General features: G+C 70.8%; 19 protein-coding genes and 1 pseudogene. 13 read left to right on the forward strand and 7 right to left on the reverse strand.

Annotated elements, in window-relative coordinates:
- Positions 1-2 precede the first annotated feature (2 nt).
- The 3 genes from HLB44_RS03130 to HLB44_RS03140 all read left to right on the forward strand — a co-directional run bounded on the left by HLB44_RS03130 (position 3) and on the right by HLB44_RS03140 (position 2970).
- Positions 3-986, forward strand: a complete 984-nt coding sequence (locus HLB44_RS03130; protein WP_173120493.1) for a Bug family tripartite tricarboxylate transporter substrate binding protein — start codon at positions 3-5, stop codon at positions 984-986.
- 21 nt (positions 987-1007) lie between these two features.
- On the forward strand, positions 1008-2591 hold the full coding sequence (locus HLB44_RS03135; RefSeq protein ID WP_173120495.1) for a malonate--CoA ligase: 1584 nt from the start codon (positions 1008-1010) through the stop codon (positions 2589-2591).
- 166 nt (positions 2592-2757) lie between these two features.
- Positions 2758-2970 (forward strand): hypothetical protein, encoded by a 213-nt coding sequence (locus tag HLB44_RS03140; RefSeq protein WP_173120497.1) that lies wholly within the window; start codon positions 2758-2760, stop codon positions 2968-2970.
- A 20-nt stretch (positions 2971-2990) separates the two neighbouring features.
- Here HLB44_RS03140 and HLB44_RS03145 read toward each other — a convergent pair whose 3' ends face one another.
- Complete coding sequence (locus HLB44_RS03145) at positions 2991-3965, reverse strand: AraC-like ligand-binding domain-containing protein (RefSeq protein WP_246312019.1); 975 nt, start codon at positions 3963-3965, stop codon at positions 2991-2993.
- A 185-nt stretch (positions 3966-4150) separates the two neighbouring features.
- Here HLB44_RS03145 and HLB44_RS03150 point away from each other — a divergent pair, with 185 nt between their 5' ends.
- The 7 genes and pseudogenes from HLB44_RS03150 to HLB44_RS03175 all read left to right on the forward strand — a co-directional run bounded on the left by HLB44_RS03150 (position 4151) and on the right by HLB44_RS03175 (position 12198).
- The gene (locus HLB44_RS03150) at positions 4151-5377 is read left to right on the forward strand and encodes an amino acid ABC transporter substrate-binding protein (protein WP_173120499.1); all 1227 of its coding nucleotides are present in this window, start codon (positions 4151-4153) and stop codon (positions 5375-5377) included.
- Positions 5378-5384: 7 nt separating this feature from the next.
- The gene (locus tag HLB44_RS03155; RefSeq protein WP_173120501.1) at positions 5385-6272 is read left to right on the forward strand and encodes a branched-chain amino acid ABC transporter permease; all 888 of its coding nucleotides are present in this window, start codon (positions 5385-5387) and stop codon (positions 6270-6272) included.
- Complete coding sequence (locus tag HLB44_RS03160; RefSeq protein WP_173120503.1) at positions 6272-7186, forward strand: branched-chain amino acid ABC transporter permease; 915 nt, start codon at positions 6272-6274, stop codon at positions 7184-7186. The genes HLB44_RS03155 and HLB44_RS03160 overlap by 1 nt, the downstream gene beginning before the upstream one ends.
- A complete protein-coding gene (locus tag HLB44_RS03165; protein WP_173120505.1) occupies positions 7183-7917 on the forward strand; it encodes an ABC transporter ATP-binding protein in 735 nt (244 codons plus the stop codon). Before HLB44_RS03160 ends, HLB44_RS03165 begins: the two co-directional genes overlap by 4 nt.
- Positions 7918-7949: 32 nt before the next feature.
- Positions 7950-8420, forward strand: a pseudogene (locus HLB44_RS37010) (ABC transporter ATP-binding protein); the annotation flags it as partial.
- A gap of 264 nt (positions 8421-8684) precedes the next feature.
- On the forward strand, positions 8685-10139 hold the full coding sequence (locus HLB44_RS03170) for an aldehyde dehydrogenase (protein ID WP_246312067.1): 1455 nt from the start codon (positions 8685-8687) through the stop codon (positions 10137-10139).
- Positions 10140-10242: 103 nt separating this feature from the next.
- Entirely contained in the window at positions 10243-12198 is a 1956-nt protein-coding gene (locus tag HLB44_RS03175; protein WP_173120509.1) for a PAS domain-containing hybrid sensor histidine kinase/response regulator, read from the forward strand.
- Here HLB44_RS03175 and HLB44_RS03180 read toward each other — a convergent pair whose 3' ends face one another.
- Positions 12199-15336 carry an efflux RND transporter permease subunit gene (locus tag HLB44_RS03180; protein ID WP_217283507.1) on the reverse strand — a complete coding sequence of 1046 codons (3138 nt, stop codon included), beginning with the start codon at positions 15334-15336 and terminating at the stop codon, positions 12199-12201. It abuts the gene before it with no gap.
- Positions 15333-16433 carry an efflux RND transporter periplasmic adaptor subunit gene (locus HLB44_RS03185; RefSeq protein WP_173120511.1) on the reverse strand — a complete coding sequence of 367 codons (1101 nt, stop codon included), beginning with the start codon at positions 16431-16433 and terminating at the stop codon, positions 15333-15335. The genes HLB44_RS03180 and HLB44_RS03185 overlap by 4 nt, the downstream gene beginning before the upstream one ends.
- 88 nt (positions 16434-16521) lie before the next feature.
- Here HLB44_RS03185 and HLB44_RS03190 point away from each other — a divergent pair, with 88 nt between their 5' ends.
- Complete coding sequence (locus HLB44_RS03190; RefSeq protein ID WP_425500760.1) at positions 16522-16875, forward strand: hypothetical protein; 354 nt, start codon at positions 16522-16524, stop codon at positions 16873-16875.
- Between the two features lie 60 nt (positions 16876-16935).
- Positions 16936-18990 carry a UvrD-helicase domain-containing protein gene (locus tag HLB44_RS03195; protein WP_173120513.1) on the forward strand — a complete coding sequence of 685 codons (2055 nt, stop codon included), beginning with the start codon at positions 16936-16938 and terminating at the stop codon, positions 18988-18990.
- 7 nt (positions 18991-18997) lie between these two features.
- On the opposite strand, the gene HLB44_RS03200 is transcribed toward HLB44_RS03195, so the two are convergent.
- From HLB44_RS03200 to HLB44_RS03210, 3 genes are all read right to left on the reverse strand, one after another.
- A complete protein-coding gene (locus HLB44_RS03200) occupies positions 18998-21178 on the reverse strand; it encodes a putative bifunctional diguanylate cyclase/phosphodiesterase (protein WP_173120515.1) in 2181 nt (726 codons plus the stop codon).
- Positions 21179-21282: 104 nt separating this feature from the next.
- Positions 21283-22533 (reverse strand): glutamate carboxypeptidase, encoded by a 1251-nt coding sequence (locus tag HLB44_RS03205; RefSeq protein WP_173120517.1) that lies wholly within the window; start codon positions 22531-22533, stop codon positions 21283-21285.
- A gap of 17 nt (positions 22534-22550) precedes the next feature.
- On the reverse strand, positions 22551-24053 hold the full coding sequence (locus HLB44_RS03210; protein WP_173120519.1) for a PQQ-dependent sugar dehydrogenase: 1503 nt from the start codon (positions 24051-24053) through the stop codon (positions 22551-22553).
- A gap of 134 nt (positions 24054-24187) precedes the next feature.
- On the opposite strand from HLB44_RS03210, the gene HLB44_RS03215 reads away from it, so the two are divergent.
- Entirely contained in the window at positions 24188-24691 is a 504-nt protein-coding gene (locus HLB44_RS03215) for a GNAT family N-acetyltransferase (RefSeq protein WP_173120522.1), read from the forward strand.
- Between the two features lie 89 nt (positions 24692-24780).
- Here HLB44_RS03215 and HLB44_RS03220 read toward each other — a convergent pair whose 3' ends face one another.
- Positions 24781-25644, reverse strand: coding sequence for a hypothetical protein (locus HLB44_RS03220; RefSeq protein WP_173120524.1), 864 nt, complete (start codon positions 25642-25644; stop codon positions 24781-24783).
- Positions 25645-25681 lie beyond the last annotated feature (37 nt).

Consider the following 25681-nt stretch of genomic DNA (forward strand, 5'->3'; position numbering starts at 1 on the left):
ACATGAGCGCTCGACTCCCTGCCCGCCGCCACCTGTGGGCCGCTGCCGTGCTGGCCGCACTGCCGTTGGGGCAAGCCTGGGCCCAGGCCTGGCCCGTCAAGCCGGTCACCATCGTCGTGCCCTTCCCCGCCGGCGGCGGCACCGATGCCTTCGCGCGGCCGCTGTTCGCCGTGATGTCGAAGAACGCCGGCAAGCAGTTCGTCATCGACAACAAGGGTGGCGCCGGCGGCACCGTCGGCGCGAGCCTGTCGGCACGTGCGGCGCCCGACGGCTACACCTTCTTCATGGGCGCGGTGCACCACGCGATCGCGCCGTCGATGTACCCCAAGCTCGACTACAACCTCGAGACGGATTTCATCCCGGTCGGCCTGATCTCGAGCGTGCCGCAGGTCATCGTCGTGCACCCGCAGCGCGTGCCGGTCAGCGACCTGAAGGGGCTGCTGGAGTACCTGCGCAAGAACCCGGGCAAGCTGAACTACGGCTCGGCCGGCAACGGCACCTCGCACCACCTGGCCGGCGAGCTGTTCAAGCTGCAGACGAGGACCTTCATCACCCACATCCCGTACCGCGGCGCCGGACCGGCGCTGCAGGACCTGATCGCCGGCCAGGTCGACATGATGTTCGATGGCCTCGGCTCCTCGTCCGGCCACATCAAGGGCGGCCGCATCAAGGCGCTGGCGGTGGCCTCCGACAAGCGCGCCCCCGGCTTCCCCGATACGCCGACCGCCGCCGAATCCGGCGTGCCGACCTACCAGGTCGCCACCTGGTACGGGCTGTGGGCGCCGAAGGGCACGCCGAAGGAGGCCGTCGACGCGATGCAGGCCGAGATGAGGAAAGCTCTGCACTCCGACGAGCTGAAGGCCACCTGGGCCGGCCTGGGCGCGAACCCGCCGAACATCTGGGGGCCTGACTTCGGCAAGTTCGTCAACAGCGAGATCAAGCGCTGGCAGGAGGTCGTCAAGGGCTCCGGCGCGAAACTCGACTGATCGCTCACCCCACCCGAGCCCATGAACGACCAGAGCCTCTTCGCCGCACTGCGCGCGGCTTTCCCGGCCAACCTCGACAGCGTCGCGATCGAAACCGCCGACGGCCCGGCGGGCCAGCCCTTCACGCCGCAGCACTACACCTGGCGTGACCTGGAGCGCGGCACGGCGATGCTGGCCAACCTGCTGGCCGGCCTGGCGCTGCCGCCGGCCAGCCGCATCGCCGTGCAGGTCGACAAGAGCGTCGAAGCGCTGATGCTGTACCTGGCGGTGCTGCGCGCCGGGCACGTCTTCCTGCCGCTGAACACCGCCTACCAGGCGGCCGAGATCGAGTACTTCATCGGCAATGCCGAGCCGGCGGTGGTCGTCTGCACGCCGAAGAACTTCGCCTGGGTCAGCCGCCTGGCGTTCAGCTCGGGCGTCGGCCATGTCTTCACGCTCGGCGACGACCGCTCGGGCAGCCTGCTCGAACGCGCGTCGCACTGCAGCGACCAGCACAAGCCGGTTCCGAAGCAGGCCGACGAGCTCGCCGCGATCCTCTACACCAGCGGCACCACCGGGCGCAGCAAGGGCGCGATGCTGAGCCACGGCAACCTGCTGTCGAACGCGCGCACGCTGCAGTCCTACTGGGGCTGGCGCTCGGCCAGGGAAGGCGGCGACGTGCTGATCCACGCGCTGCCGATCTTCCATGTGCATGGCCTGTTCGTCGCCTCGCACGGCGCCTTGCTCAACGGCAGCCGGATGATCTGGTTCAACCGCTTCGACCCGGCCGCGGTGATCGCCCGTTTGCCCGAGGCCACGGTGTTCATGGGCGTGCCGACGCTGTACGTGCGTTTGCTGGCCGATGCGCGGCTCGACCGCGACGCCTGCCGCACGATGCGTTTGTTCATCGCCGGCTCCGCGCCGCTGCTCGCCGAGACCTTCCACGCCTGGGAGCAGCGCACCGGCCACACGATCCTCGAGCGCTACGGCATGAGCGAGACGGTGATGCTGACCTCGAACCCGTACCACGCGGTCGAGGGCGAGCGGCGCGCCGGCACGGTGGGCTTCCCGCTGCCGGGCGTCAGCGTGCGCGTGATCGACCCGGCGCGGCCCGGCCAGCCGCTGCCGGCCGGCGAGATCGGCGGCATCGAGGTCAAGGGCCCGAGCGTCTTCGCCGGCTACTGGCGAATGCCTGAGAAGACCCAGGAGGAGTTCACCGCCGATGAATCGGGTGATCGGTGGTTCAAGACCGGCGACGTCGGCCGCTTCGACGAGCGCGGCTACCTGACCATCGTCGGACGCAGCAAGGACCTGATCATCAGCGGCGGCTACAACGTCTATCCGGCCGAGATCGAAGGTTTCATCAACGAGATGCCCGGCGTTGCCGAATCGGCTGTGGTCGGCCTGCCGCATCCCGACTTCGGCGAAGGCGTGATCGCGGTGATCGTGCCCAAGCCGGGTGCGACGCTGGACCCCGCGGCCGTCGTCGGCGCGCTGAAGGGCTGCATCGCCAACTTCAAGGTGCCCAAGCAGGTCTTCGTCGTGCCCGAGCTGCCGCGCAATGCGATGGGCAAGGTGCAGAAGAACCTGCTGCGCGAGCAGCACCAGGGGCTGTTTGCGCGTTGAACGCGGGATCAGCGCGAGGTGGTCAACCCCTTCGTCCCTCGCGCCCACGAGCCCGCCGCGCCTGACGCCACGACTGCGCCCAGCCGTGCCCGCCGCCGCTCTATCCCAAAACGTCCTCGGCGCCTATAGTCCCGTCAGAGGGGCCTTTCCCTCGACGGAGGCTGCCATGTTCAGGCGCTTCTACACCCACCCGCTCGCCCTCGGCTCGGCGATCGCGATCACCTTCCTGCTATTGCTCGGCGTCTCCCACCTGGGTGGCCGGGAAGGGGCCTACCACGTGCTGGCGCGCGCCAGCGACCAGGTGGCCCAGCAAGTGGTGATCGTCGGCAAGCGCTTTGTGCAGACGGTGGAAGTGATCGGCAAGAAGCTGCGCGACTGAGCGCGGCGCACAGCGGGCAGTCAGCGCACCAGCACGGCCTGCCCGTACCCCTCCCGCCGGTAGACGCTCGGCGGCACGCCGAAGCGTTGTGCAAAAACGCGGCTGAAATGCGGCAGGCTGTTGAAGCCGCGTGCGAGTGCGATGTCGGTGATCGAACGGCTGGCCTGCGCCGGCTCGGCCAGGTCGCGGCGCACCGCTTCGAGCCGCTCGCGCAGCAGGTAGCCAGCCACGCCTTCGGGCTCCTCGGAGAACGCGTTGTAGAGCTGGCGCCGGCTGCAGCGCAGCGCGAGCGCGATGTCGTCGACGCTCAAGCCGGGATCGCCGAGCCGGTGCGCGACGAGCTGCTTGATCCGGTCGCGCAGTGCCTCGCGCTGCGTCAAGGCCGTTCCGCGGCCGGCCAGGTCCAGCAGCGACAGGTGCACCAGCTGCGTGATCGCCGCGCCGACGCCGCGCGCCGCTTCGTCGCCCATGTCCGGCAGCTCCTGGTAGGCGCTGCGCATCGTCTGCAGTGCGAGCCGCGCGATGCCGTGGCCACCGCCGAGCGGCCGCGCGACCAGCTCCGACAGAACCAGCCCGCGCTCGGCCAGGTCGGCCTTCGGCAGCATCACGATCAGGTGCTCGACCGGCTCCGGGTTCGCGACCGCATAGGTCTCGGTGGTGTCGTAGAGGCTCCATTCGCCGGGCCCGACCCAGGCTTGGCGCCCGAACTGCTCGACGCCCGCGCAGCCGCGCTGCGGCGCGACGATCTTCAAGTAGCCCTGGTCGCTCTTGCGCACGAGGTTCTGCGTGCGCATCACGCGGTGGCGGCCCGATTCCAACCGCGTCAGCACCACCGGGCCGGCACGGGTCGTGGCGATGCGGCCGTCGAAGACCGTGTCGCCGTAGAGGTCCGAGTCGAGGCCGCCGAACAGCTTCCAGACCCAGTCGCGCCAGTACGGCAGCTTGTCGCGCGCACTGACGTCGTCGGTGCTCATCATCGCGGTCGTGATCGCCATCGCACGCACTCCCGAGGGCAGGTTCGCCGCGATTATGGGAAGCGGGCTGGCGCCGCAACGCTGCCGCTAGGGAAAGCTCGGGGCGGCGTGCACAAAACAGCAAGCCGGCGTGCATGGTCAAGCAAGACGGCGGCGGCGCGGCTTCCTACGATGCATCACGTCCATCCCAACGACGAGGAGACATCATGGCCGCGCCGACGTCAGCGAAGACCGCATCCCAGCTCGTGAGCCCGTCCCGCCGCCGCGCCACGCAGGCGCTGGCCGCCGGCCTGGCCTGTCCTGCGCTGCTGCGCGCCGCCGAGCCGGCTGTGCGCATCGGCTACGCGATCGCCCGCACGGGCCCGTGGGCCGGCGGCGCGCAGGTCAGCCAGGAGCCGAACTACCTGCTGTGGGCCGAGACGGTGAACGCCGCCGGCGGCCTCGACGTCAAGGGCAAGAAGCGGCCGATCGAGCTGATCAGCTCCGACGACCGCAGCGACATCGAGACCTGCGTGCGCAGCTACGAGAAGCTGATGGGCAGCGACAAGGTCGACCTGGTGCTGCCGCCGTGGGGCTCGAACGCCAACTTCGCGGTCGCGCCGCTGGCCAACCGTTTTGGCTACCCGTTCGTGGCGCCGACCGCGCTGTCGAAGAAGCTGATCGAGATGAAGCTGCCGTACTTCTTCCTGATGCTGCAGCAGCCGGCGCCGATGACCACCGCGCTGGTCGACATGCTGAAGGCCAACGGCGCGAAGACCGCCGCGGTGATCTACGTCGACGACCTGTTCGGCCTGGAGAACTACGCGGCGCTGAAGGTCGCGCTGTCGGGCAGCGGCATCACGCTGGTCGAGGAGAAGAGTTATCCCGCCGGCGTCAAGGACCTGAGCCCGGTGCTGCGCAGCATCAAGGACAAGGCGCCCGACGCCTTCATCGGCTTCACCTACCCGCCCGACACCATCCTCGCCAGCAAGCAGAGCAAGGAGATCGGCTTCAACCCGAAATTCTTCTACGCCTCGGTGGGCACCGCGTTCCAGCTCTACAGGAACGTGATGACGCCGGCCGGCGCCGAGGGCGTGCTCGGCATGGGCTCGTGGAACGCCAAGACCAGCTCAGGCGCGAAGGCCTACTTCGAGGCCCACACGAAGAAGTACGCCGGCAAGGAGCCCGACCGCTGGGCCTCGGGGGCGTGCTGGGCGGCGCTGGAGATCCTGCAGGCCGGCGTCGCCCGGGTCGGGCTCGACCGCAAGGCGCTGCGCGACTACATCGCCAAGACCGAGCACAAGACCATCCTCGGACCGATCCGCTTCGAGGGCAGCGAGAACGTCGCGACGCCGGGCGCGGTGAGCCAGTGGCAGAACGGCGAGTTCGAGGTGGTCTGGCCGAAGAGCATTGCGACGGCCGCGCTGGTCCCCGCGAAGCCGGCCTGGAAGTGAGTTGCGGATGTCACTCGGCGCGTGGCTCGAACTGCTGGCTTCCGGCCTGATCAGCGGCGGCGTGTACGCGCTGGTCGCCCTCGGGCTGAACCTGCAGTACGGGCTGATGCGCATCATGAACATCTCGCACGGCGAGTTCCTGATGCTGGGCGCCTACGCCACCTGGGCGGCGACGGTCGGGCTCGGGCTGTCGCCGCTCGTGATGCTGCCGGTGTCGTTCGTGCTGCTGGCCGCGCTCGGCCTCGTCGTGCACCGGCTGTGCTTCAGGCGGCTGGCCGCCAGCTCGCCGACGGTCGACATCTTCGAGGCGCGCAGCCTGATGGTCGGCTTCGGCCTGCTGTTCCTGGTGCAGAACTTCGCGTCGCTGGTCTGGGGCGGCGAGCTGCGCGGCTACGACTTCCTGACCATGCCGGTGGTGGTGCCGCTCACTTCGGGGGGCAGCCAGTTCGCCGCCAACAAGCTGCTGGTCTTCGCACTGGCGCTGGTCTTCTCCGGCGGACTGATCGCGTTGCTGCGGCTGACCTTGCTCGGCAAGGGCGTGCGCGCGCTGATGCAGTCGCCCACCGGCGCGCAGCTGGTCGGCATTCCGACCGAGCGGCTGCACCCGCTGATGTTCGGCCTCGGGCTCGGGCTGGCGGGTGTCGCCGGGTGTCTCCTGTCGATGATCGAGGCGATCACGCCGGCGATGGGTGAACCGTACACGGTGACGGCGCTGATCGTCATCACGCTCGGCGGCTTCGGCAGCATGGCCGGCAGCCTGGCGGGCGGACTGCTGCTGGGTGTCGTCGAAGCGCTGGGCATGCACTTCACGAGCCCGAGCCTGAAGATGCTGCTGTCCTACGGCGTGTTCATCGGCGTGCTGCTGTGGCGGCCGAACGGCCTGTTCAAGAAATGATGCCGAAGCTCACCCCCGACACCCGGCGCGATGCGCTGATCCTCGTCGCCGCCACCGGCTGGCTGCTGGCACTGCCGGGCTACGCCAGCGAGTTCGTCACCTCGCTTGCCTTGAGCTGCCTGATGTACGCCGCGCTGGCGTCGAGCTGGTCGCTGTTCTGCGGCGCGACGCGCTACCTGTCGCTGGCCACCTCGGCCTTCTTCGGCATCGGCGCCTACGTCTGCGCGCTCGGCCTCGACACGCTGCCGTGGCCCGTGCTGATCGCCGCCGGCGCCGCGGCGGCCGCGCTCGTCGCCGCCATCATGGGCAGCGCGGTGCTGCACCTGCGCGGCACCTATTTCGCGGTGCTGACCTTCGGGATGACGGAGCTGATCCGCCATGCCGTCACCTACGGCGAGAAGCAGGTCGCCGGCACGGTCGGCCGCGTGCTGGCCAGCGTGCCGGAGCCGGGCACCGTCTACGTCACCGTGCTGCTGATCGCGCTGACCGCGCTGCTGACGGCGATCGCCGTGCGCTCGAGTCGCTTCGGCCTGGCGCTGGCGGGCATCGGCGCCGACGAGCAGCGGGCGCAGACGCTGGGCGTCGATACGCGCCTGGTGAAGATCGCCGGCTTCGCACTGACCGCCGCTTTCGCCGGCGCCACCGGTGCGGCGATGGCGGTGCGCTGGACCTACATCGATCCGCACACCGTCTTCAACCCGTTCATCGGTTTCCAGACCGTGCTGATCGCGTTGATCGGCGGCGCATCGACCTTGTGGGGCCCGGTGATCGCAGCGGTGGTGTTCTCGCTGCTGGCCGAGGTGCTGCGGCTGCAGCTGCCGCAGCTGTACATGATGGTGCTGGGGGTGTTGTTGATCCTGTGCGTGCTGTACCTGCCGGGTGGCTTGGCTTCGTTGCGGTGGAGGGCCCGATGACCACTGCACTGCTGGAGGCCAAGGACGTGACGGTCAAGTTCGGTGGCCTGACCGCCGTCGACCAGGTCAATGCGACGTTCCGCGAAGGCGAGCTGGTCGGCATCATCGGCCCCAACGGCGCCGGCAAGACGACCTTCTTCAATGCCATCTCCGGCGTGCAGGCGCTGAGCAGCGGCCAGCTCGTCGTGCAGGGCGATCGCCTGACCGGCCGCGCGCCGCACGTGTTCTCGCACCACGGCATTGCGCGCACCTTTCAGACGCCGCGGGTGTTCGGCGACATGACGGTCGAGGCGAACGTGCGCTTCGGGCTGCAGTTCGCCGGACGTGGGCGGCCCGGCACCGGATCGCTGCGCAACGAGGCCTCGATCCTCGGCTTGATCGGCCTGGACAAGCAGGCCGGCCTGCCCGCCGCCGCGATCACGCCGTCTCAGCAGCGGCTGCTGGAGATCGGCATGGCGCTGGCGACGCGGCCGCGCCTGCTGCTGCTCGACGAAGTGGCCGCCGGGCTGACCGAGTCCGAGGTCGAGGCGATGGCGCGGCTGATCCGCCGGCTGCGCGACGAGCTGTCGCTGTGCGTCGTGTGGATCGAGCATGCGGTGGGCACGCTGCTGCGCCATGTCGAACGCGTGCTGGTGCTGCACCAGGGCCGCAAGATCGCCGACGACGTGCCGTCTGCGGTGACGGCGAACCTCGAGGTGATCGAGGCCTATCTCGGAGACGAGGTCGTCTGATGAAGACTGCCGACCTCCCGCTGGCCACCTCGATGGCCGAACTGAAGATCGAAGGCCTCACAGCCGGTTACGGCGGCTTCGCGGTGCTGCGCGCGCTGTCGCTGCACGTGCGGCCGGGGCTGACCGTGATCCTCGGGCCGAACGGCGCCGGCAAGACCACCTTGCTGAAGGCGATCGCCGGCTTGCTGCCGCGCGAAGGACGCGTCCAGCTGGACGGCACCGAGCTGCCGCCGCTGCAGCCGGCGGAGAACGTGCGCCGCGGCCTCGCGCTGGTCGCCGAAGGGCGCCAGCTCTTTCCGCAGATGACGGTGATGGAAAACCTCGAGCTCGGCGGCTGGCTGCTGCCGAAGGCCGAACGGGCCACGCGCCTGGCGCAGGCGCTGCGCGACTTCCCGAAGCTGGCAGAACGTTCACGCCAGCTCGCCGGCACGATGAGCGGCGGCGAGCAGCAGATGCTGGCCGTCGCGCGCGCCTTGATGTGCGCGCCGCGCCTGCTGATGCTCGACGAGCCCTCGCTCGGCCTCGCGCCGCGCATGGTCGACGAGCTGCTGGCGATCGTGCGGCGCATTGCCGACGCCGGCACCACCGTGCTGATGGTCGAGCAGAACGTGCGCAAGGCACTCGCCGTCGCCGACCGCGGCCACGTGCTCGAACGCGGCCGGCTCGTCGCCGGCGGGCCCGCGTCGCTGCTGGCGCGTTCGAGCGTCATCCGCCAGGCCTACCTCGGTGCCGCCGCGGCGCCGTCCTCATCCTCCCAGGAGCCCAAGATGTCCGATCTGTCGATGTTGATCAACGGCCTGGCCGTGCAGGCCGAAGGTGGCCGCTCGTTCGAGCGCCGCAATCCGCTCGACGGCAGCGTCGCGTCGCGCGCGCCGGCGGCGTCGACGGCCGATGCGCTGGCCGCCGTCGAAGCCGCGGCCGAGGCCTTCAAGAGCTGGAGCCAGACGGGGCCCGGCGAGCGCCGCGCGCTGCTGCTGAAGGCCGCTGCCGCGCTCGAAGCGAAAACACCGCAGTTCATCGAAGCCGTCGCCGCCGAGACCGGCGCGACCGCCATGTGGGCCGGCTTCAACGTGCACCTGGCCGCCGGCATGCTGCAGGAAGCCGCCGCGCTGACCACGCGCATCAGCGGCGAGGTGATCCCGAGCGACGTGCCGGGCTCGTTGGCGATGGGTGTGCGCCAGCCGGCCGGCGTCGTGCTCGGCATCGCGCCGTGGAACGCACCGATCATCCTCGGCGTGCGCGCCATCGCCGCGCCGCTGGCCTGCGGCAACACGGTGATCCTGAAAGGCAGCGAGAACTGCCCGCGCACGCATGGGCTGATCGCCGAGGCTTTTCAGGACGCCGGCTTCCCGCCCGGGGTGGTCAACTACCTGACCAATGCACCCGCCGACGCGGCCGCGCTGGTCGAGACCCTCGTCGCGCAACCGGCGGTGCGGCGCGTCAACTTCACCGGCTCGACGCGCATCGGCAAGCTGGTGGCGCTGACCTGCGCGAAGTACCTGAAGCCGGTGCTGCTGGAGCTCGGCGGCAAGGCGCCGCTGCTTGTGCTCGACGATGCCGACATCACCGATGCGGTCAACGCCGCGGCGTTCGGCTGCTTCGCGAACTCGGGCCAGATCTGCATGAGCACCGAACGGCTGATCGTCGATCAGAAGATCGCCGACGCCTTCGTCGACAAGTTCGTCGCCAAGGCCGGCGCGCTGCCGCTGGGCGATCCGCGCGGCAGCGATCCTGTCGTGCTGGGCAGCGTGATCGGCATGGCCACCGTCGAGCACTGCAATGCGCTGATCGACGACGCGTTGGCCAAGGGCGCGAAGCTGCTGTGCGGCGGCAAGGCGACCAGCACGCTGATGCCGGCGACCGTGCTCGACCGCGTGACGCGCGCCATGCGCATCTACCACGAGGAGACCTTCGGACCGGTCAAGTGCATCGTGCGCGTGGCCGACACCGAGGCCGCGATCGCCTGCGCCAACGACAACGACTACGGCCTCGCCGCCGCGGTGTTCGGCCGCGACATCGCACGCGCGATCAACGTCGCGAAGCGCATCGAATCGGGCATCTGCCACGTCAACGCGCCGACCGTGCACGACGAGGCGCAGATGCCCTTCGGCGGCGTGAAGGGCTCGGGGCTCGGCCGCTTCGGCGGCGCGGCCGGCATCGCCGAATTCACCGACCTGCGCTGGATCACCGTGCAGACGACGCCGCGGCACTATCCGTTCTAGCGGCCTGCCCGGCCCGGCTCCGGGCGAGCCCCTAGGCTCGCGACGAGGGCCCGCGCGTTAAGCTGCCAAGCCCCGTCTTGCAGTCCGGGGCGCAGGAGCGATGTTGGCTGATGACCCGCAGCGCCCGGCAACCGACGCCGAGCGCACGCTGAAGGAGCTGACGGCGATCGTCGACAACGCCGCCGTCGGCATCCTGTTCCTGCGCCGTCAGCGCATCGAGCGCTGCAACAGTCGCGCCGCCGAGATCTTCGGCTACGCGTCGGCGCAGGCCTTGACCGGCCTGCACGCCACGCAGCTGCATCCCGACGAGGAGAGCAACAACCGCATCCGCGCGCAGGCCGAGCCGCTGATGAGCGCCGGCCTGTCCTTCCACCACGACTGGCTGCTGCGCCGCGCCGACGGCACGCCGCTGTGGTGCAACGTCTACGGCCGGGCGATCGACCCGCAGCACCCGGAGGACGGCTCGGTGTGGATCGCCGAGGACATCAGCGGGCTGCGCAAGGTGCAGCGCGAGGTCGAGGCCATCATGCGCAATGCGCCGGTGGGCATCGGTTTCACCCGCGACCGCCTGATCGTGCGCTACAACGCGCGCTTTGCGGAGATGTTCGGCTTCGAGGGCGACGAGGCGATCGGGCTGCCGGCGCGCGTCACCTTCCTCAGCGACGAGCACTATGCCGAGGTCGGCCGCATCGCCGGCCCGCTGCTGGCCGCCGGCAAGCCCTTCCAGACCGAGCACTACATGCGCCGCAAGGACGGCTCGACCTTCTGGGTCAGCCAGATCGGCTACCTGCAGGATCCGGACGATCCGCCGGCCGGCACGATCTGGATCATGGAGGACCGCAGCGCGGCGCTCGAAGCCGAGCAGGCGATGCGTGCGGCGAAGGAGCATGCCGAGGGCGCGAACCGCGCGAAGAGCCGCTTCCTCGCCAACATGAGCCACGAGTTGCGCACGCCGCTGAACGCGGTGCTCGGCTTCGCGCAGCTGCTGCAGCTCGACGCTGCGCTGAGCGACCGCCAGGGCGAGGCGCTCGATGCGATCCGCCAGAGCGGCGAGCACCTGCTGGCGCTGATCAACGACGTGCTCGACCTGTCGCGCGTCGAGGCCGGCAAGCTCGAGCTGCAGGCGCAGCCGATCGAGCTGCCGCAGTTCCTGCAGACGGTGCTCGACATCGTCGGCGTGCGCGCGCGCGGCAAGGGGCTGCAGATCGGCATCGAGGCTGCGGCCGGCCTGCCGCGGCGCGTCGAAGGCGACGAGCACCGGCTGCGCCAGGTGCTGCTGAATCTGCTGGGCAACGCGGTGAAGTTCACGGCCCAGGGCGCGGTCGTGCTGCGCGCGCGCAGCACGCCGGTCGGCGCCGACCGCGTGCGCCTGTCGATCGAGGTGTCCGACTCCGGCCCCGGCATCGCGCCCGAGCAGCTCGAAGGCATCTTCCGCCCGTTCGAGCAGGCCGGCGACGCACTGCAGCGCGCCGGCGGCAGCGGCCTCGGGCTGGCGATCAGCCGCGAGCTGGCGCGCGCGATGGGCGGCGAGGTCAGCGTGCGCAGCACCCCGGGCGACGGCAGCACCTTCACGCTCGACATCACGCTGCCGCTGCTGGAGGCGGCCGCGTCGCTGCCGGTCGGCCGGCAGCACGTCAGCGGCTACGGCGGCCGGCGCCGCCGCGTGCTGGTGATCGACGACATCGCCGACAACCGCGCGCTGATCGTGCAGCTGCTGGGCCGGCTCGGCTTCGAGGTCTTCGAGGCCGCCGACGGCCAGGCCGGACTGGAATGCGCCGCCGAGCTGCGGCCCGACCTGGTGCTGATGGACAACACGATGCCGGTGCTCGATGGCCTGAGCGCGACGCGCCGGCTGCGCCGCATGCCCGGCTTCGAGCGCACGCCGGTGATCTCGCTGTCGGCCAGCGCCTCGGCGGCCGACCAGCAGGCCAGCCTGCAGGCCGGCGCCGATGCCTTCCTCGCCAAGCCGGTGGTCTTCGACCTGCTGTTGCAGCAGGTCGGGCGGCTGCTGGGCCTGCGCTGGATCGGAAGCGACGCCGCGCCGCCGAGCGCGGACTGATCAGCCGGCCGCCGCCGCCGCGGCGGGCTGGGCGCCACGCGAGCGCCGGATGCGCGCCATGAACCAGCCATGCACGTCGTCGACGAACGTGAAGACGACCGGGATCACCAGCAGGCTCAGGAAGGTCGACGTGATCAGCCCGCCGATCACGACGATGGCCATCGGCGAGCGGAAGCTCGGATCGACGCCCCAGCCGAGCGCGATCGGCATCATGCCGGCGCCCATCGCGATCGTCGTCATGACGATCGGGCGCGCGCGCTTGCGGCATGCATCGAGCAGTGCGTCCCAGCGGTTCAGGCCATGGTCGCGGCGCGCGATCACGACGTAGTCGACGAGCAGGATCGAGTTCTTCGTGGCGATGCCCATCAGCATGATCAGCCCGATCATCGAGGGCATCGACAGCGGGCTGTGGGTGATGAACAGCGCCAGGAACGCGCCCGGCACCGACAGCACCAGCGCGGCGAGGATGGTGATCGGCTGCACGAAGTCCTTGAACAGCAGCACCAGCACGATGTAGATGCACAGCACGCCGGCGCCCATCGCCATGCTGAAGCCCGCGAACAGGTCGCCCATCGCCTCGGCATCGCCGACCGAGGCGCGGCTGATGCCCGGCGGCAGCTGCTGCAGGCTCGGCAGCGCCAGCGCCTTGGCCTCGACTTCGCCGAGCCCCTGGCCGTTCAGCTCGATCTCGAAGTTGACGTTGCGCTGCCGGTCATAACGTTCGATCTGAGCGGGTCCGGCGTCGATCGCCAGCGTCGCGACGTTGCCGAGCATCACCGGCCCCTTCGCGCCCGGCACCGGCAGCCGCGCCAGCAGCTCGAGGTCCTGGCGCGCCTGCGCCGGCAGCCGCACGACCACCGGCACCTGGCGCTGCGCCAGGTTCAGCTTCGCAAGACCCTGGTCGTAGTCGCCGGCGGTGGCGATGCGCAGCGCGTCGGCCAGGCCCGCCGAGGTGACGCCCAGGTCGGCCATGCGCGCGAAGTCGGGCCGCACGATCAGCTCGGGCCGCTGCAGGCTGGAGGTCGACGTGATGCTGCCGACGCCGGGAATCGTGCGCAGATCGCGCTCCACCTTCGCGGCATGCTCGGCGAGCGCGCGGCCATCGTCGCTGGCCAGCACCAGCACGTACTTCTCGGCCGAGCCGCCGAAGGCCACCTTCACGCGCACGCCCGGCAGCACCGTCAGCGCCTCGCGCAGCTGGGCCTCGATCTGCTGCTTCGACAGCCCCGGGCGATCCTTGCGCGGCGTCAGGTTCAGCGTCAGCGTGGCCTTGCGCACATCGGCCTGGCCGGGCGCGGCGAACGGGTCGGCGCCCGAGTTGCCGCCGCCGATCGCCGTGTAGACCTGCTTGACCTGCGGGTTCTTGCGCAGGATCTGCAGCGCCGCTTCGGCGCTGGCGCCGGTCTGCTGGATCGTCGAGCCCGGCGGCAACGTGAGCGTGACCTGCGTCTGCGACAGGTCGTCCGGCGGGATGAACCCGGTCGGCAGCAGCGGCACCAGCGCGAACGAGCCGAAGAAGAACACCGCCGTGCCGAGCATCGTCCACCAGCGGTGGCGCACGCACCACGCGGCCCAGCGTTCGTAGATCTGCAGCCAGCGCGGCAGGCGGTCGGGCTTCGTCGGCGGCTTCAGCAGGTAGGCGGCCATCATCGGCGTCAACATCCGGGCGACGACCAGCGAGACGAACACCGCGATCGCCGCGGTCCAGCCGAACTGCACGAAGAAGCGGCCGACGATGCCGGTCATGAAGGCCGTCGGCAGGAACACCGCGATCAGCGTGAAGGTGGTGGCGATCACCGCCATGCCGATTTCGTCGGCCGCCTCCATCGCCGCCTGGTAAGGCGTCTTGCCCTGCGCCAGGTGGCGCATGATGTTCTCGATCTCGACGATCGCGTCGTCGACCAGGATACCGACCACCAGCGACAGCGAGATCAGCGTCACGCCGTTGAGCGTGAAGCCGAGCAGGTACATCGCCGCGAAGGTCGGGATCGCCGACAACGGCAGCGCCGCCGCGGCGACCAGCGTCGCGCGCCAGTTGCGCAGGAACAGCCACACCACCAGCACGGCCAGCGCTGCGCCCTCGTACAACAGGATCATCGAGCCGTCGAAGTTCTCCTGCGCCGGGTCGACGAAGTTGAAGGCCTCGGTGATCGTGATGTCCGGATGGCGCGCCTTCAGCGCCTCGAGCGCCGGCTTCACGCCGTCGGCGACCTCGATCTCGCCGGCCCCGCGCGAGCGCGAGATCTCGAAGCCGACCACCGGCTTGCCGTCGAGCAGCGCGGCCTGCCGGCGCTCGGCCACCGTGTCGGCGACCGTCGCCACCTGGTCGAGGCGAATGCGGCGGCCGTCGGACAGCGGAATTTCCATGCGCGCCAGCTCCTCGGCCGACTGCACCGTTGCCAGCGTGCGCACCGATTGTTCGACGCCGCCGATGTCGGCGCGCCCGCCCGAGGCGTCCTGCTGCATCTGGCGCAGCTGGCGCGAGATGTCGCCGGCGGTGACGTTCAGCGCCAGCAGGCGCGCCGGGTCGAGCTCGATGCGCACCTCGCGGCTGACGCCGCCGACCCGCGCCACCGCGCCGACGCCGCGCACCGCGAGCAGCGTCTTGGTCACTTCGTTGTCGACGAACCAGGACAGCGCCTCGTCGTCCATCTTCTTCGAGGCGACGGTGTAGGTCAGGATCGGCATGCCGGCCAGGTCGGCCTTGGCGATCACCGGATCGCGCAGGTCGGCGGGCATGTCCGAGCGCACGCGCGAGACCGCCGAGCGCACGTCGTCGAGCGCTTCCTGCACCGGCTTCTCGAGCCGGAACTCGACGGTGATCGAGACGACGCCGTCGCCGACCATCGTGTACAGGTGCTTGACGCCCTGCACCGAGGCGACCGAGTTCTCGATCTTGCGCGCGACCTCGGTCTCGAGCTGCCCCGGCGCCGCGCCCGGCAGCGCCGCGGTGACGATCACCATCGGCAGGTCGATGTCGGGGAAGTTCTGCACCTTCATCGCCTTGAAGGCGATCAGGCCGGCGACGGTCAGCAGCAGGAACAGCAGCACCGAGGGTATCGGGTTGCGGATCGACCAGGCGGAGACGTTGATGCCGCCGCTGACGCGCTCGGCGTGCGCGTGTTCGGCGTCGTTCATTGCACGACCTTCACCAGATCCCCGTCAGCGAGGAAAGCACCGCCCGACGAGACGACGCGCGCTTCGGGTGTTATTCCGTTGGTGATCTCGATGCGGTCGCCGACACGCCGGCCGACCGCCACCTTGGTCAGTGCGACGCGGTTGTCGGGCCCCAGCCGGTGCACGTAGCTGAAGCCGTCGCGCAGCAGCACGGCGGTCTGCGGCAGCGTCAGCCCCGGCGCCGAGCCGAAGGCGAACTCGCCGCGCACGAACATGCCGGGCCGGGCATCGCTGCCCGGCGCCAGGTCGACGTAGACCAGGCCGTTGCGCGTCAACGGATCGACCGTCGGCGCGACCATGCGCACGCTGCCCTTCAAGCTCTGGCCGCTGGGCGTCGTGACCAGCGCCGGCACGCCGGGCTTCAGACGCGCCAGGTCGCCGGCCGGCACCTCGGCGCGCCACTCGAGCCGCTCGCGCCGGATCAGCCGGAACAGTTCCTGCCCGGGCTGCGCCATCGCGCCCTCGGTCGCCAGCCGCGCCGAGATCACGCCGTCGTCGGGGGCGACGATGCGCGTCTGCGCCAGGCGCACCTCGTCGGCCTTGACGCGGGCCCGCAGCGCTTCGAGCCGCGCCTTCGCGGTCTGCTCGGCGGTCAGGATCTGCGTCGTCTGCTGCAGGCTCAGCACGCCGGTGGGCTGCAAGGCACGGGCGCGGTCGGCGTTGGCGGTCGCTTCGGCCAGAAGCGCCTCGGCTTCCTTCACGCTGGCGCGTGTCGCGGCGACCTCGGCCGTCAGCCAGTCGGTCGACAGCCGGGCGAGCAGTTGCCCGCGCTTGACGCGCTCGCCGACCTGCACCAGCACCTCGACCAGCCGAAAGCCGGCGGCCGCCTCGACGCTGATCACCGCTTCCTGCCAGGCGCCGACCGTGCCGGCGGCAGCGAGCTTCAGCGGCCAGTCGCTGCGCTGCGGCGTGATCGCCTGCACCGTCAGCGCGGGCCGGCCCGGCGCCGAGGTGGCATTGGGCGACGGTGTCGCCGCGGCGGCCCCCTGGGCGACGGCAACGGGCGCCGCGAACAGCGCTGCCAGCAGGATGAGCAAGCGCCTCGAGTCATGGATCATGGTGTGCGTGGCTATCCGGGGAACCACGGATGTTGACACGAGTGCGCAGGACAATCCCGTTGGCGGCGCGGGGCCTCGGGCTTACCGCATGGCGCCGCTGATCTTTCATACAGTATCCTTGCGGGTTCGCGTGGCTTCGCTACGCTTAAGCGCTCTCCAGGAGGATTTGCCGATGGCCAAAGATGAGGTCAAGACCCGGATCGAGCCGGATGGTCTGCGCTACAAGAGCAAGGCCCCGGGTTCGCCCTTCGCGCCAGCGGGCGCATTCGGCGGCTCGACGATGTCGTGCTTTCTGTGTGGCGTGCACCGCCCGCGCGCGATGCTGAAGATGCGCAAGCTGCTCGGCCGCTCGCAGACGGTGTGCGATCCGTCGTGCAAGGCCGTGTCGGCACAGTCGAGCACGCCCGCCGTGGCGCCGACGACCGCATCGTCGGACACCTGACCCGCGCGACGCTCCGCTTCAACGTTCCCTGATCGCGCCGCCGGCGCCGGTGAGTTTCCAGTGCCAACGCCGGCGGCCGATCCTTTCGAAACACTGAATCCGCAGCAGCGCGCCGCCGTCGAGCACGGCGATGAACCGCTGCTGGTGATCGCCGGCGCCGGCTCCGGCAAGACGCTGACCCTGGCGGCGCGCGTCGCGCAGCTGGTCCTCAAAGGCGCCGATCCGCAGCGGCTGATGCTGCTGACCTTCTCGCGCCGCGCGGCCATCGAGATGCAGCGCCGCACCGGCCGCCTGTTGCACCAGGCGCTTAGGCTGAGGGCCACCCACGCCGCCCCGGCACTGCCCTGGGCCGGCACCTTCCACAGCCTGGGCGCGCGGCTGCTGCGCGAACACGCGACGCAGATCGGGCTGTCAGAGCACTTCACCATCGCCGACCGAGCCGACAGCGAAGACCTGATCGGCCTGGTGCGCCAGGAGCTCGGCTTCGCCGCGGCGCGCGAGCGCTTTCCGCTGAAAAGCACCTGCCTGGGCATCTACTCGCGCTGCGTCAATGCGCAGGCGCCGCTGGCCGAGGTGCTGAGCGAGCATTTCCCGTGGTGTGCCGCTTGGGGCCCCGAGCTGAAGCGCCTGTTCCGCGGCTACGTCGCCGCCAAGCAGCAGCAGCACACGCTCGACTACGACGACCTGCTGCTCGCCTGGCAGCAGCTGATGCAGGAGCCCGTGCTCGCGCGCACGCTCGGCGCGCGCTTCGACCATGTGCTGGTCGACGAGTACCAGGACACCAACCGGCTGCAGGCGGCGATCCTGCAGGGCCTGAAGCCCGACGGCCGCGGCCTCACCGTGGTCGGCGACGACGCGCAGGCGATCTACGGCTTCCGTGCCGCCGAGGTGCGCAACATCCTCGATTTCCCGCGCCAGTTCGGCGCCGCGACGCGGGTCATCGCGCTGGAGCGCAACTACCGCTCGACGGCGGCGATCCTCGACGCATCCAACGCCGTGATCGCGCTGGCCGCCGAGCGCCACGCCAAGACGCTGTGGACCGACCGCGCCGGCCACGCGCGGCCGCTGCTGGTGACGGTCGAGGACGAGGCCGCGCAGGCGGCGTGGGTCGCCGACCGGGTGCTCGAGCAGCGCGAGGCCGGCATCGCGCTGACGGCGCAAGCGGTGCTGTTCCGCACCAGCCACCACAGCGCGCCGCTGGAGCTGGAGCTGACGCGGCGGCGCATTCCGTTCGTCAAGTTCGGCGGGCTCAAATTCCTCGAAGCGGCGCACATCAAGGACGTGCTCGCGGTGCTGCGCTGGGCCGAGAACCCGAAGAGCCGGCTGGCGGGCTTTCGCGTCGCGCAGCTGGTGCCGGGCATCGGCCCGGCGGCCGCGCGGCGGCTGCTCGATGCGATGGATGCGGCGGTCGACCCGTTGCGCGCGCTGCAGGGCTTCGAGCCGCCGGCCGCGGCGCGTGACGACTGGCCGGCGCTGGTCACGCTGATCGGATCGCTGCGCCGGGAGGACAGCCCGTGGCCGGCCGAGCTCGACGCGGTGCAGCGCTGGTACCAGCCGCAGCTCGAACGCCTGCACCCCGACGACGCCGGGCTGCGCCGCGCCGACCTCGACCAACTGCAGCGTTTGGCAGCCGGCCACCCGCGCCGCGAGCGCTTCCTGACCGAGCTGACGCTCGATCCGCCGCAGGCGACCAGCGACGAAGCCGGCCCGCCGCACCTCGACGAGGACTACCTGATCCTGTCGACGATCCACTCGGCGAAGGGCCAGGAGTGGAGCGCCGTGACGGTGCTCAACGTCGTCGACGGCTGCATCCCCGCCGACATGGCCACCGGCGATGCGGCGCAGATCGAGGAGGAGCGCCGGCTGCTGTATGTCGCGATGACGCGCGCGAAATACCAGCTCGCGCTGGTCGTGCCGCAGCGCTTCTACGTCACGCAGCAGGCCCGGCGCGGCGACCGCCATTTGTATGCCGGGCTGACGCGCTTCATCCCGCCGGCGGTCGCCGACCTGTTCGACCGGTGTGGACCGGTTGGCGCCGAACCGACAGCCCCGGTGCTCGCGCCTGCGGCTCCACGCATCGACATCGGCGAACGCCTGCGCGCTGCCTGGGACTGAACTCTCTTCAGCCCGCGCGCAGCGGCATCATCGTCGACGGCGAGAACTGCAGCGCCTCGCTGCCCTCGGACATGCGCAGGTCGGCCTGCAGCAGCGCGTCGGGCGCCATCGGACGCGCCAGATAGAAGCCCTGGAACTCGTCGCAGCCGAGCTCGAGCAGCGTCTCGCGCTGCAGCCGGTTCTCGACACCTTCGGCAACGACGCGCAGGCCCAGCGCATGGCCGAGCCGCACCACCGCATCGACGACCGCGCGCGCATCGGCATTCGTCGCCACGTCCTTGACGAAGCTGCGGTCGATCTTCAGCTCCTGCGCGCCGATCTGGCGCAGCGACGACAGGCTCGAATAGCCGGTGCCGAAGTCGTCGATCGACAGCTTGACGCCCAAGTCGCCGAGCTGCTCGATGACGCGCTGCGTCGCCATCGTGTCTTCCATCGCCACCGACTCGGTGATCTCGCAGACCAGCTGGTCGGCATCGACCCCATGGCGGTAGAGCGCCTGCTGCACCCGGTCCACCATGTCCGGCTGGCGCAGCTGGTAGGCCGAGACATTGATCGATACGCGCATGCGCAGGCCGAGCTCGGACCACAGCGCCATCTGTCGGCAGGCCTCGTCGATGACCCAGTTGCCGATCGCGATGATCAGGCCGAAGCGCTCGGCGATCGGGATGAACACCGCCGGGCTGATCGGCCCGCGCGTCGGATGCGTCCAGCGCAGCAGCGCCTCGATGCCGCAGACGCAGCCGCTGCGGCTGTCGACCTTGGGCTGGTAGTGCAGCTTCAGCTGGCCGGCCTGCAGCGCCTCGCGCAGCGCCTGCTGCAGCTCGATCTGCTCGCCGACGCCATCGTTCATGTGCGATTCGAACACCGCATAGCCGCCGCTGCCCGAGCGCTTGGCGGCGTACATCGCCGCATCGGCGGCGGCCATCAGCTTGTCGCGCTGGCCGTGCTCGGGGTAGGCGGCGATGCCGATCGAGCACGACAGCGACAGCTTGCGCTCGGCCAGCTCGAAGGGCCGCCCCATCGCCTGCAGGATGCGGCCGGCGGCGGACACCGCATCGTGCAGGCCGCCGATGTCCTCCAGCAGCAGCACGAACTCGTCGCCGCCGACGCGGGCGACCGTGTCGACATCGCGCGAGACCATCTTCAGCCGCTCGGCCACCTGGCGCAGCACGTGGTCGCCGGTGTCGTGGCCGTAGCTGTCGTTGACCGGCTTGAAGCCGTCCAGATCGATGAACAGGATGGCCAGCCGAGACGGCGGCGGCGGATGGCCGGGCTGCGTGCCGAGCCGGTCGACGCGCGCCAGCGCATGCGCGAGCCGGTTCTCGAACAGCGCGCGGTTGGCAACGCCGGTCAACGGGTCGACGAACGCCATGCGCTGCAATTGCGCGTTCGCGCCCTGCAGCTGCTCGTTGGCCGTCTGCAGCGAGCGCGTCAGGCTCTGCGCGCGCGCCTGCATGCGGGCGTCGAGCACCGAGGTGAACAGCGTGATCGACAGCAGCACAACGGTGGCCAGCACGATCAGCGTGCCCAGGCTGCGGCCGCCGAGGCCCTCCACGCTCAGGCACAGCGCGCCGACGGGAAAGTCGGCGGCGGCCATCGCGGTGTAGTGCATGCCGCTGATCGCCGCGCCCATCACCACCGCGGCGCCCAGCTGCGCCAGCCGCGCGCGCAGGCCGGCCAGGCGCCGCATCAGGAAGAAGATGATCAGCGCCGCGGTCGACGCCGCGCAGGCGATGGCCGCCGACGCCGCGACCAGCCGCCAGTCCCAGACGATGCCCGGCGCCAGCTCGATCGCCGCCATGCCGGTGTAGTGCATCACGCAGATGCCGGCGCCCATCGCCAGGCCGCCGCCGGCCAGCGTCGCCGGTGCCAGCCGGTCGCGCGCGGCGATCAGCAACGCGATCGCCGACACCGCCACCGCGGCGGCCCACGACAGGAAAGTGGTGAACGGCTGGTAGCCGATCTCGATCGGCAAGGTGAGCGCCAGCATGCCGACGAAGTGCATCGACCAGATGCCCGAGCCCATCACCAGTGCGCCGCCGACCGTCCAGGCGCGCGCCGAAGCGCGGTCGCTGCTGCGCACGCGGCGCGCCAGGTCCAGCGCGACGTAGGAGGCGAAGGCTGCCACCAGCACCGACAGCGCGACACCGCCGGCGTCGTAGCTGGCTTTGAGGAGTTCCGGATTCATCGGGGCGGTAGGGGGCTTGATTGAATGACGACACGAGGCCGGCGCTGAAACGCCGGACTTGCAGGTGTCATTTTTATCGGCTTTTGCCGCCGCCGCTTGAGGACTTACTCCCGCCCGAGCTCAATCAGCAGCCGCGACGCCAGGTACAGCCGCGGCACGATCGAGTCGATCTCGATGTACTCGTCGCGTGCGTGGTAGCCCCAGCCGGCCAGGCCCAGGCTCTCCAGCACCGCCGGCTTGCCCGAGCGCCCGGCGTAGCCGGCGTCGGTGGCGCCGCCGGTCGTCGGCACCAACGCCAGCGTGCGGCCGTCGAGCTCGGCGTAGATCGCCTGCGCCTTCAGTGCCAGTGCCCGGCCGCGTTCGCTGGCCACGTACGGTGGCCGCCCGATTACGAGGCGCACGCTCACTTCGGTGTCCGGCACGCGTTTGCTTTCGGCGATCCTGGCCTTCAGCGCCGCTTCGAGCTTCGCCGCGCTGTCGGCCTGCATCAGGCGGACGTCGGCGGTGGCGCTGGCGCTTTCGGGAATCTGGTTGCGGATCGCGCCCGCGTGGGACCAGGTCCAGTTCAGCTGCGCGCCGGGGATGTTCTTCGCGATGTCCTGCGTCTGCAGGATCTGGTGCGCGAGCTCGATCAGCGCGTTGCGGCCGATGTCCGGCGCGGCGCCGGCGTGCGACGCGCGGCCCTTGACCTCCAGCACCGCGGTCGCCGTGCCGGCGGCCGACAGCAGCACACCTTCGGCCCGGGCCACCGCCTTCGCCGCGGGCGGCTCGAAGCTCAGCACGACATCGTGCTGCTCGCCCAGCGTCGCCAGCAGCTCGCCGGAGCCGGGCGAGCCGATCTCCTCGTCGGCGTTCAGCAGCACCGTCAATTGCGCGTAGTCGCGCCAGGCGGCCTGCTTCAGCAGCGCCAGCGTGTGCAGGATCACCGCGACGCCGCCCTTGTCGTCGGCGATGCCGGGGCCGTAGATCTTGTTGCCGTCGATGCGCCAGGGCTGCTGCGCCAGCGTGCCGGCCGGGTACACGGTGTCCATGTGGCTGATCAGCAGGAAGCGGCGCTTGCCGGTGCCGGTGAGCGTCGCCTTGACGATCGCGCCCTTGCCGTTCGAGGGCGGCACGCGCTCGACCGCCGCGCCGAGCGCCTTCAGCCGCTGCTCGGCGTAGTCGGCCATGCGGGCGACGCCGGCGGCGTCCTGGCTGCCCGATTCGATCGCCACCATGTCCTTCAGCGACTCGATCAGCGCCGGCTGCGCGGCCTCGGCCGCGGCCAGCAAGGCGGCGTCGCGCGCGGCCAGCGCTGGGGTGGCGGGCAGCGCCAGCAGTGCGGCGACGGCGAATCCGAGCGCGGTCTTGTTCATCGGCTGCCTCTCCCGGTTCAGGGCGTCGTGATGCGCGTGATGGTGGTTGCGCCGAGCACGTAGAGCGCACCGTCGGCCCCCACGCGCAGGTCGCGGGGAGAGATGTCGACGCTGGCGAAACTGCTGGCCAGCGCCGGCTCGGCGGGGTCGAGCCGCGCGATGACGCCCGTGCCGAGGTCGGCGAAGAAGTAACTCCCGTGGTACGCGGCCGGAAAGGCGCCGCCGGCCGGATAGAAGGCCGCGCCGACGATCGCGATGCCGCTGAAGAAGCCGCCGGGGCCGGCACCGGGCGGGTTGCCTTCGCCGTGGCGGTAGGCGAAGACCGGCGCGGTGTGGCCGGCAGCGACGCCGTTCGGCCCCTCGGAGCCCGGCCAGCCGTAGTTCGCGCCGGCCGCACCAAGGTTGATCTCTTCCCAGGCGTTGGCGCCGACGTCGTTGATGTGCAGGCGACCGCTGCCAGGCTGCATCGCGAAGGTGAACGGGTTGCGCAGGCCCATCGCCCAGACCGCGCAGCCGAGCTGCCCCGGCGTGCCGCAGAACGGGTTGTCGCTCGGGATGCTGCCGTCGTCGTTGAAGCGCAGCAGCTTGCCGAAGGGGTGGTTGCGATCCTGCGCCTTCGCGCTGTCGGCGTTGTCGCCGACGCCGGCGTAGAGCTTGCCGTCGCTGCCGAAATGCAGCGCGCCGCCGTTGTGGTTGGTCGCCTGCGACAAGGCCGGCAGGTTCACCAGCACCTGCTCCGGCCCGCTCGCCACGTCACCCGCCGCGACCAGCCGGCTGATGCGGTTGTGCGCGCCGCCCTGCGCCGAGGTGTAGTGCACGTAGACCCAGCCGTTGGCCGCGAAATCCGGATGCAGCGCAATGCCGATCAAGCCGCGCTCGCCGACCGCCGCGGTCGGCAGCACGGCGAAGGGCGTGGCCAGCAGCTGGCCTTGCTTGACGATGCGCACCACACCGCCCTGCTGGGCGACGAACCAGCGGCCGTCCGGCGCCTGTGCCAGCGCGGTCGCCGACTGCAGGCCACTGACCCAGCCTTCGGTCTTCGTGAACCCGGCCGGCAGCGCGCGGCTGCCGCCGAAACGCACCGTCACGCTGGCCCAGGCCGAGCGGCTGCCGTCGGCCAGGCGCGAGCGCGCGCGCAGCACGTGCTGACCGGCGGCATGCAACTGTGTGTCGACGACGGCGGCAAACGGCGCGCTGGTGTCTTCCGGCAGGGCCAGCCCATCGATCTGGAACTCGACCGCCGCGGCGCCGGGCGCATCGGCCGCGAGGCTCAGGCTGCCGCTCAGGCCATCGGCCAGCGCGGCGGGCGCGGTGATCACCGGCGCGGCGCCCGGTGCGGGGGGCGGCGCGGGTGAAGGTGATGGCGGTGGCGACGGTGTCGGAACCGGCGGCGGCGCGGGCGGGTTGCCCGCAGAACCGCCGCCGCCACCGCAGGCCGCGACCCACAGGCTCAGCAACAGCAGCAGCGAACGGCGCGCGCCGCGATCGGCAATGCTCGGGCGAACGGCATCGGCGCACATTGCATGGGGCTCCGGGCAGCGGCAGTCGCCGGGTTGTACCCGCTCGGCCGTCCGGCGTCGGCTACCGATCGTGTCCGCTGCGGCGCATCTCCACAAGCCGAGCGGCGCGTGGCGCTCGAAAAACCGCTGCGCCGATGCAGAATCAGCGCGTGGTCTCCAGTGCCGTCACCCTGCGACCTGCCCGCGCCGCCGATGCCCGCCAGATGGCGGCGATGTCGCGCGACCTGATCGAGGCCGGCCTGCCCTGGCGTTATCACACGGTGCACATGCTGCGGCTGATGGGTGACGACGAGACCATCGCGCTGGTGGCGCACGATCACGCCGGCGTGCAGGGCTTCACGGTGATGCAGTTCGGCGACGAGCGCGCGCATCTGGTGCTGCTGGCGGTGCGGCCGCAGCAGCAGCGGCGCGGCATCGGCCGCCGGCTCGTCGAATGGCTGCTGGCGTCGGCGCGCGTCGCCGGCATCGCGGCGGTGCAGCTGGAGCTGCGCGCCGACAATCCCGCGGCCTATCGCTTCTATCTCGGGCTCGGCTTCGACGACCTGCAGCTGCTGCCCGGTTACTACGACGGGTTGATCGCCGCGCGGCGCATGCGGCTGACGCTGCGGGAGCCCGCCGGCGGCGAGGGCGGCGGCTGACGGGAACTCCGCCACGGATTGAGCCGGCGATCTGCGCTATTTCGTCGCATTGCCGCGCGGGCGCCGACGCTATGCTCGCCGGAACAGGTTCACCAGCGCCTGCAGCCGCCGCGCTGCGGGTCGCGATTTGAGGTTTCACGCCGATGAACGAGTACTTGCTGTGGGCCCTGGCGGGCGTCCTGATGGTCTGGCTGCTGGCAGGCCGTCCCGGCTGGCCGCGCAAACGCGACGCCAGCGACACGCCCAGTCCACTGTCGCCGAGCATCCAGATCGACAGCGGCATTGCCGAGAACCAGGCCGAAGCCGAGGCCGAGCGCCAGCAGGCGGCGCGCCTCGAAGCCGAACGCGCCGAAGCCGCCCGCGCCGAGCGCGCGCGCGTCGACGCCGAGCGCCTGGAAGCGATCCGCCTCGAGAACGAACGCCTGGCCGCCGAAGCGGCGCGGGCCGAAGCAGAGCGCGCCGAAGCGGAGCGCGCCGAAGCGCAACGGCTGGAAGCAGAGCGCCTTGAAGCCGAACGGCTGGCCGCGCAGCAGCGCGAAGCCGAGCGCATCGAAGCGCTGCGGCTGGAAGCCGAACGGGTCGAGGCCGAGCGCGTCGAAGCTCAACGGCTCGAGGTTCAACGGCTCGAGGCAGAACGGCTGGCGGCGGAACGCGTCGAAGCGCAACGGCTGGAAGCGGCACGCATCGAGGCCGAGCGCCTTGAAGCGGCCCGGCTGGAATCGGAACGCCTGGCGGCCGAACGCCTGCATGCCGAGCGTGCCGAAGCCGCGCGCATTGAAGCAGCGCGCTTCGAAGCCGAACGCGCTGCCGAGGCCGCCCGCGTCGAAGCCGAACGCCGCGCCGCAGCGCAGGCCGAAGCCGCGCGCCGCGAAGCCGAACGCCTGCATGCCGAGCGGCTGCATGCCGAGCACCTGGCTGCCGAGCGCCGCGCCGCCGAAGAACGTGCCGCACACGAGGCTCGTGCGGCCGCTGAAGCGGCCGCGCGCCGCG

This window comes from Pseudaquabacterium terrae (assembly GCF_013266755.1).
In the GTDB taxonomy this organism is placed as follows: Bacteria; Pseudomonadota; Gammaproteobacteria; order Burkholderiales; family Burkholderiaceae_C; genus Pseudaquabacterium; species Pseudaquabacterium terrae.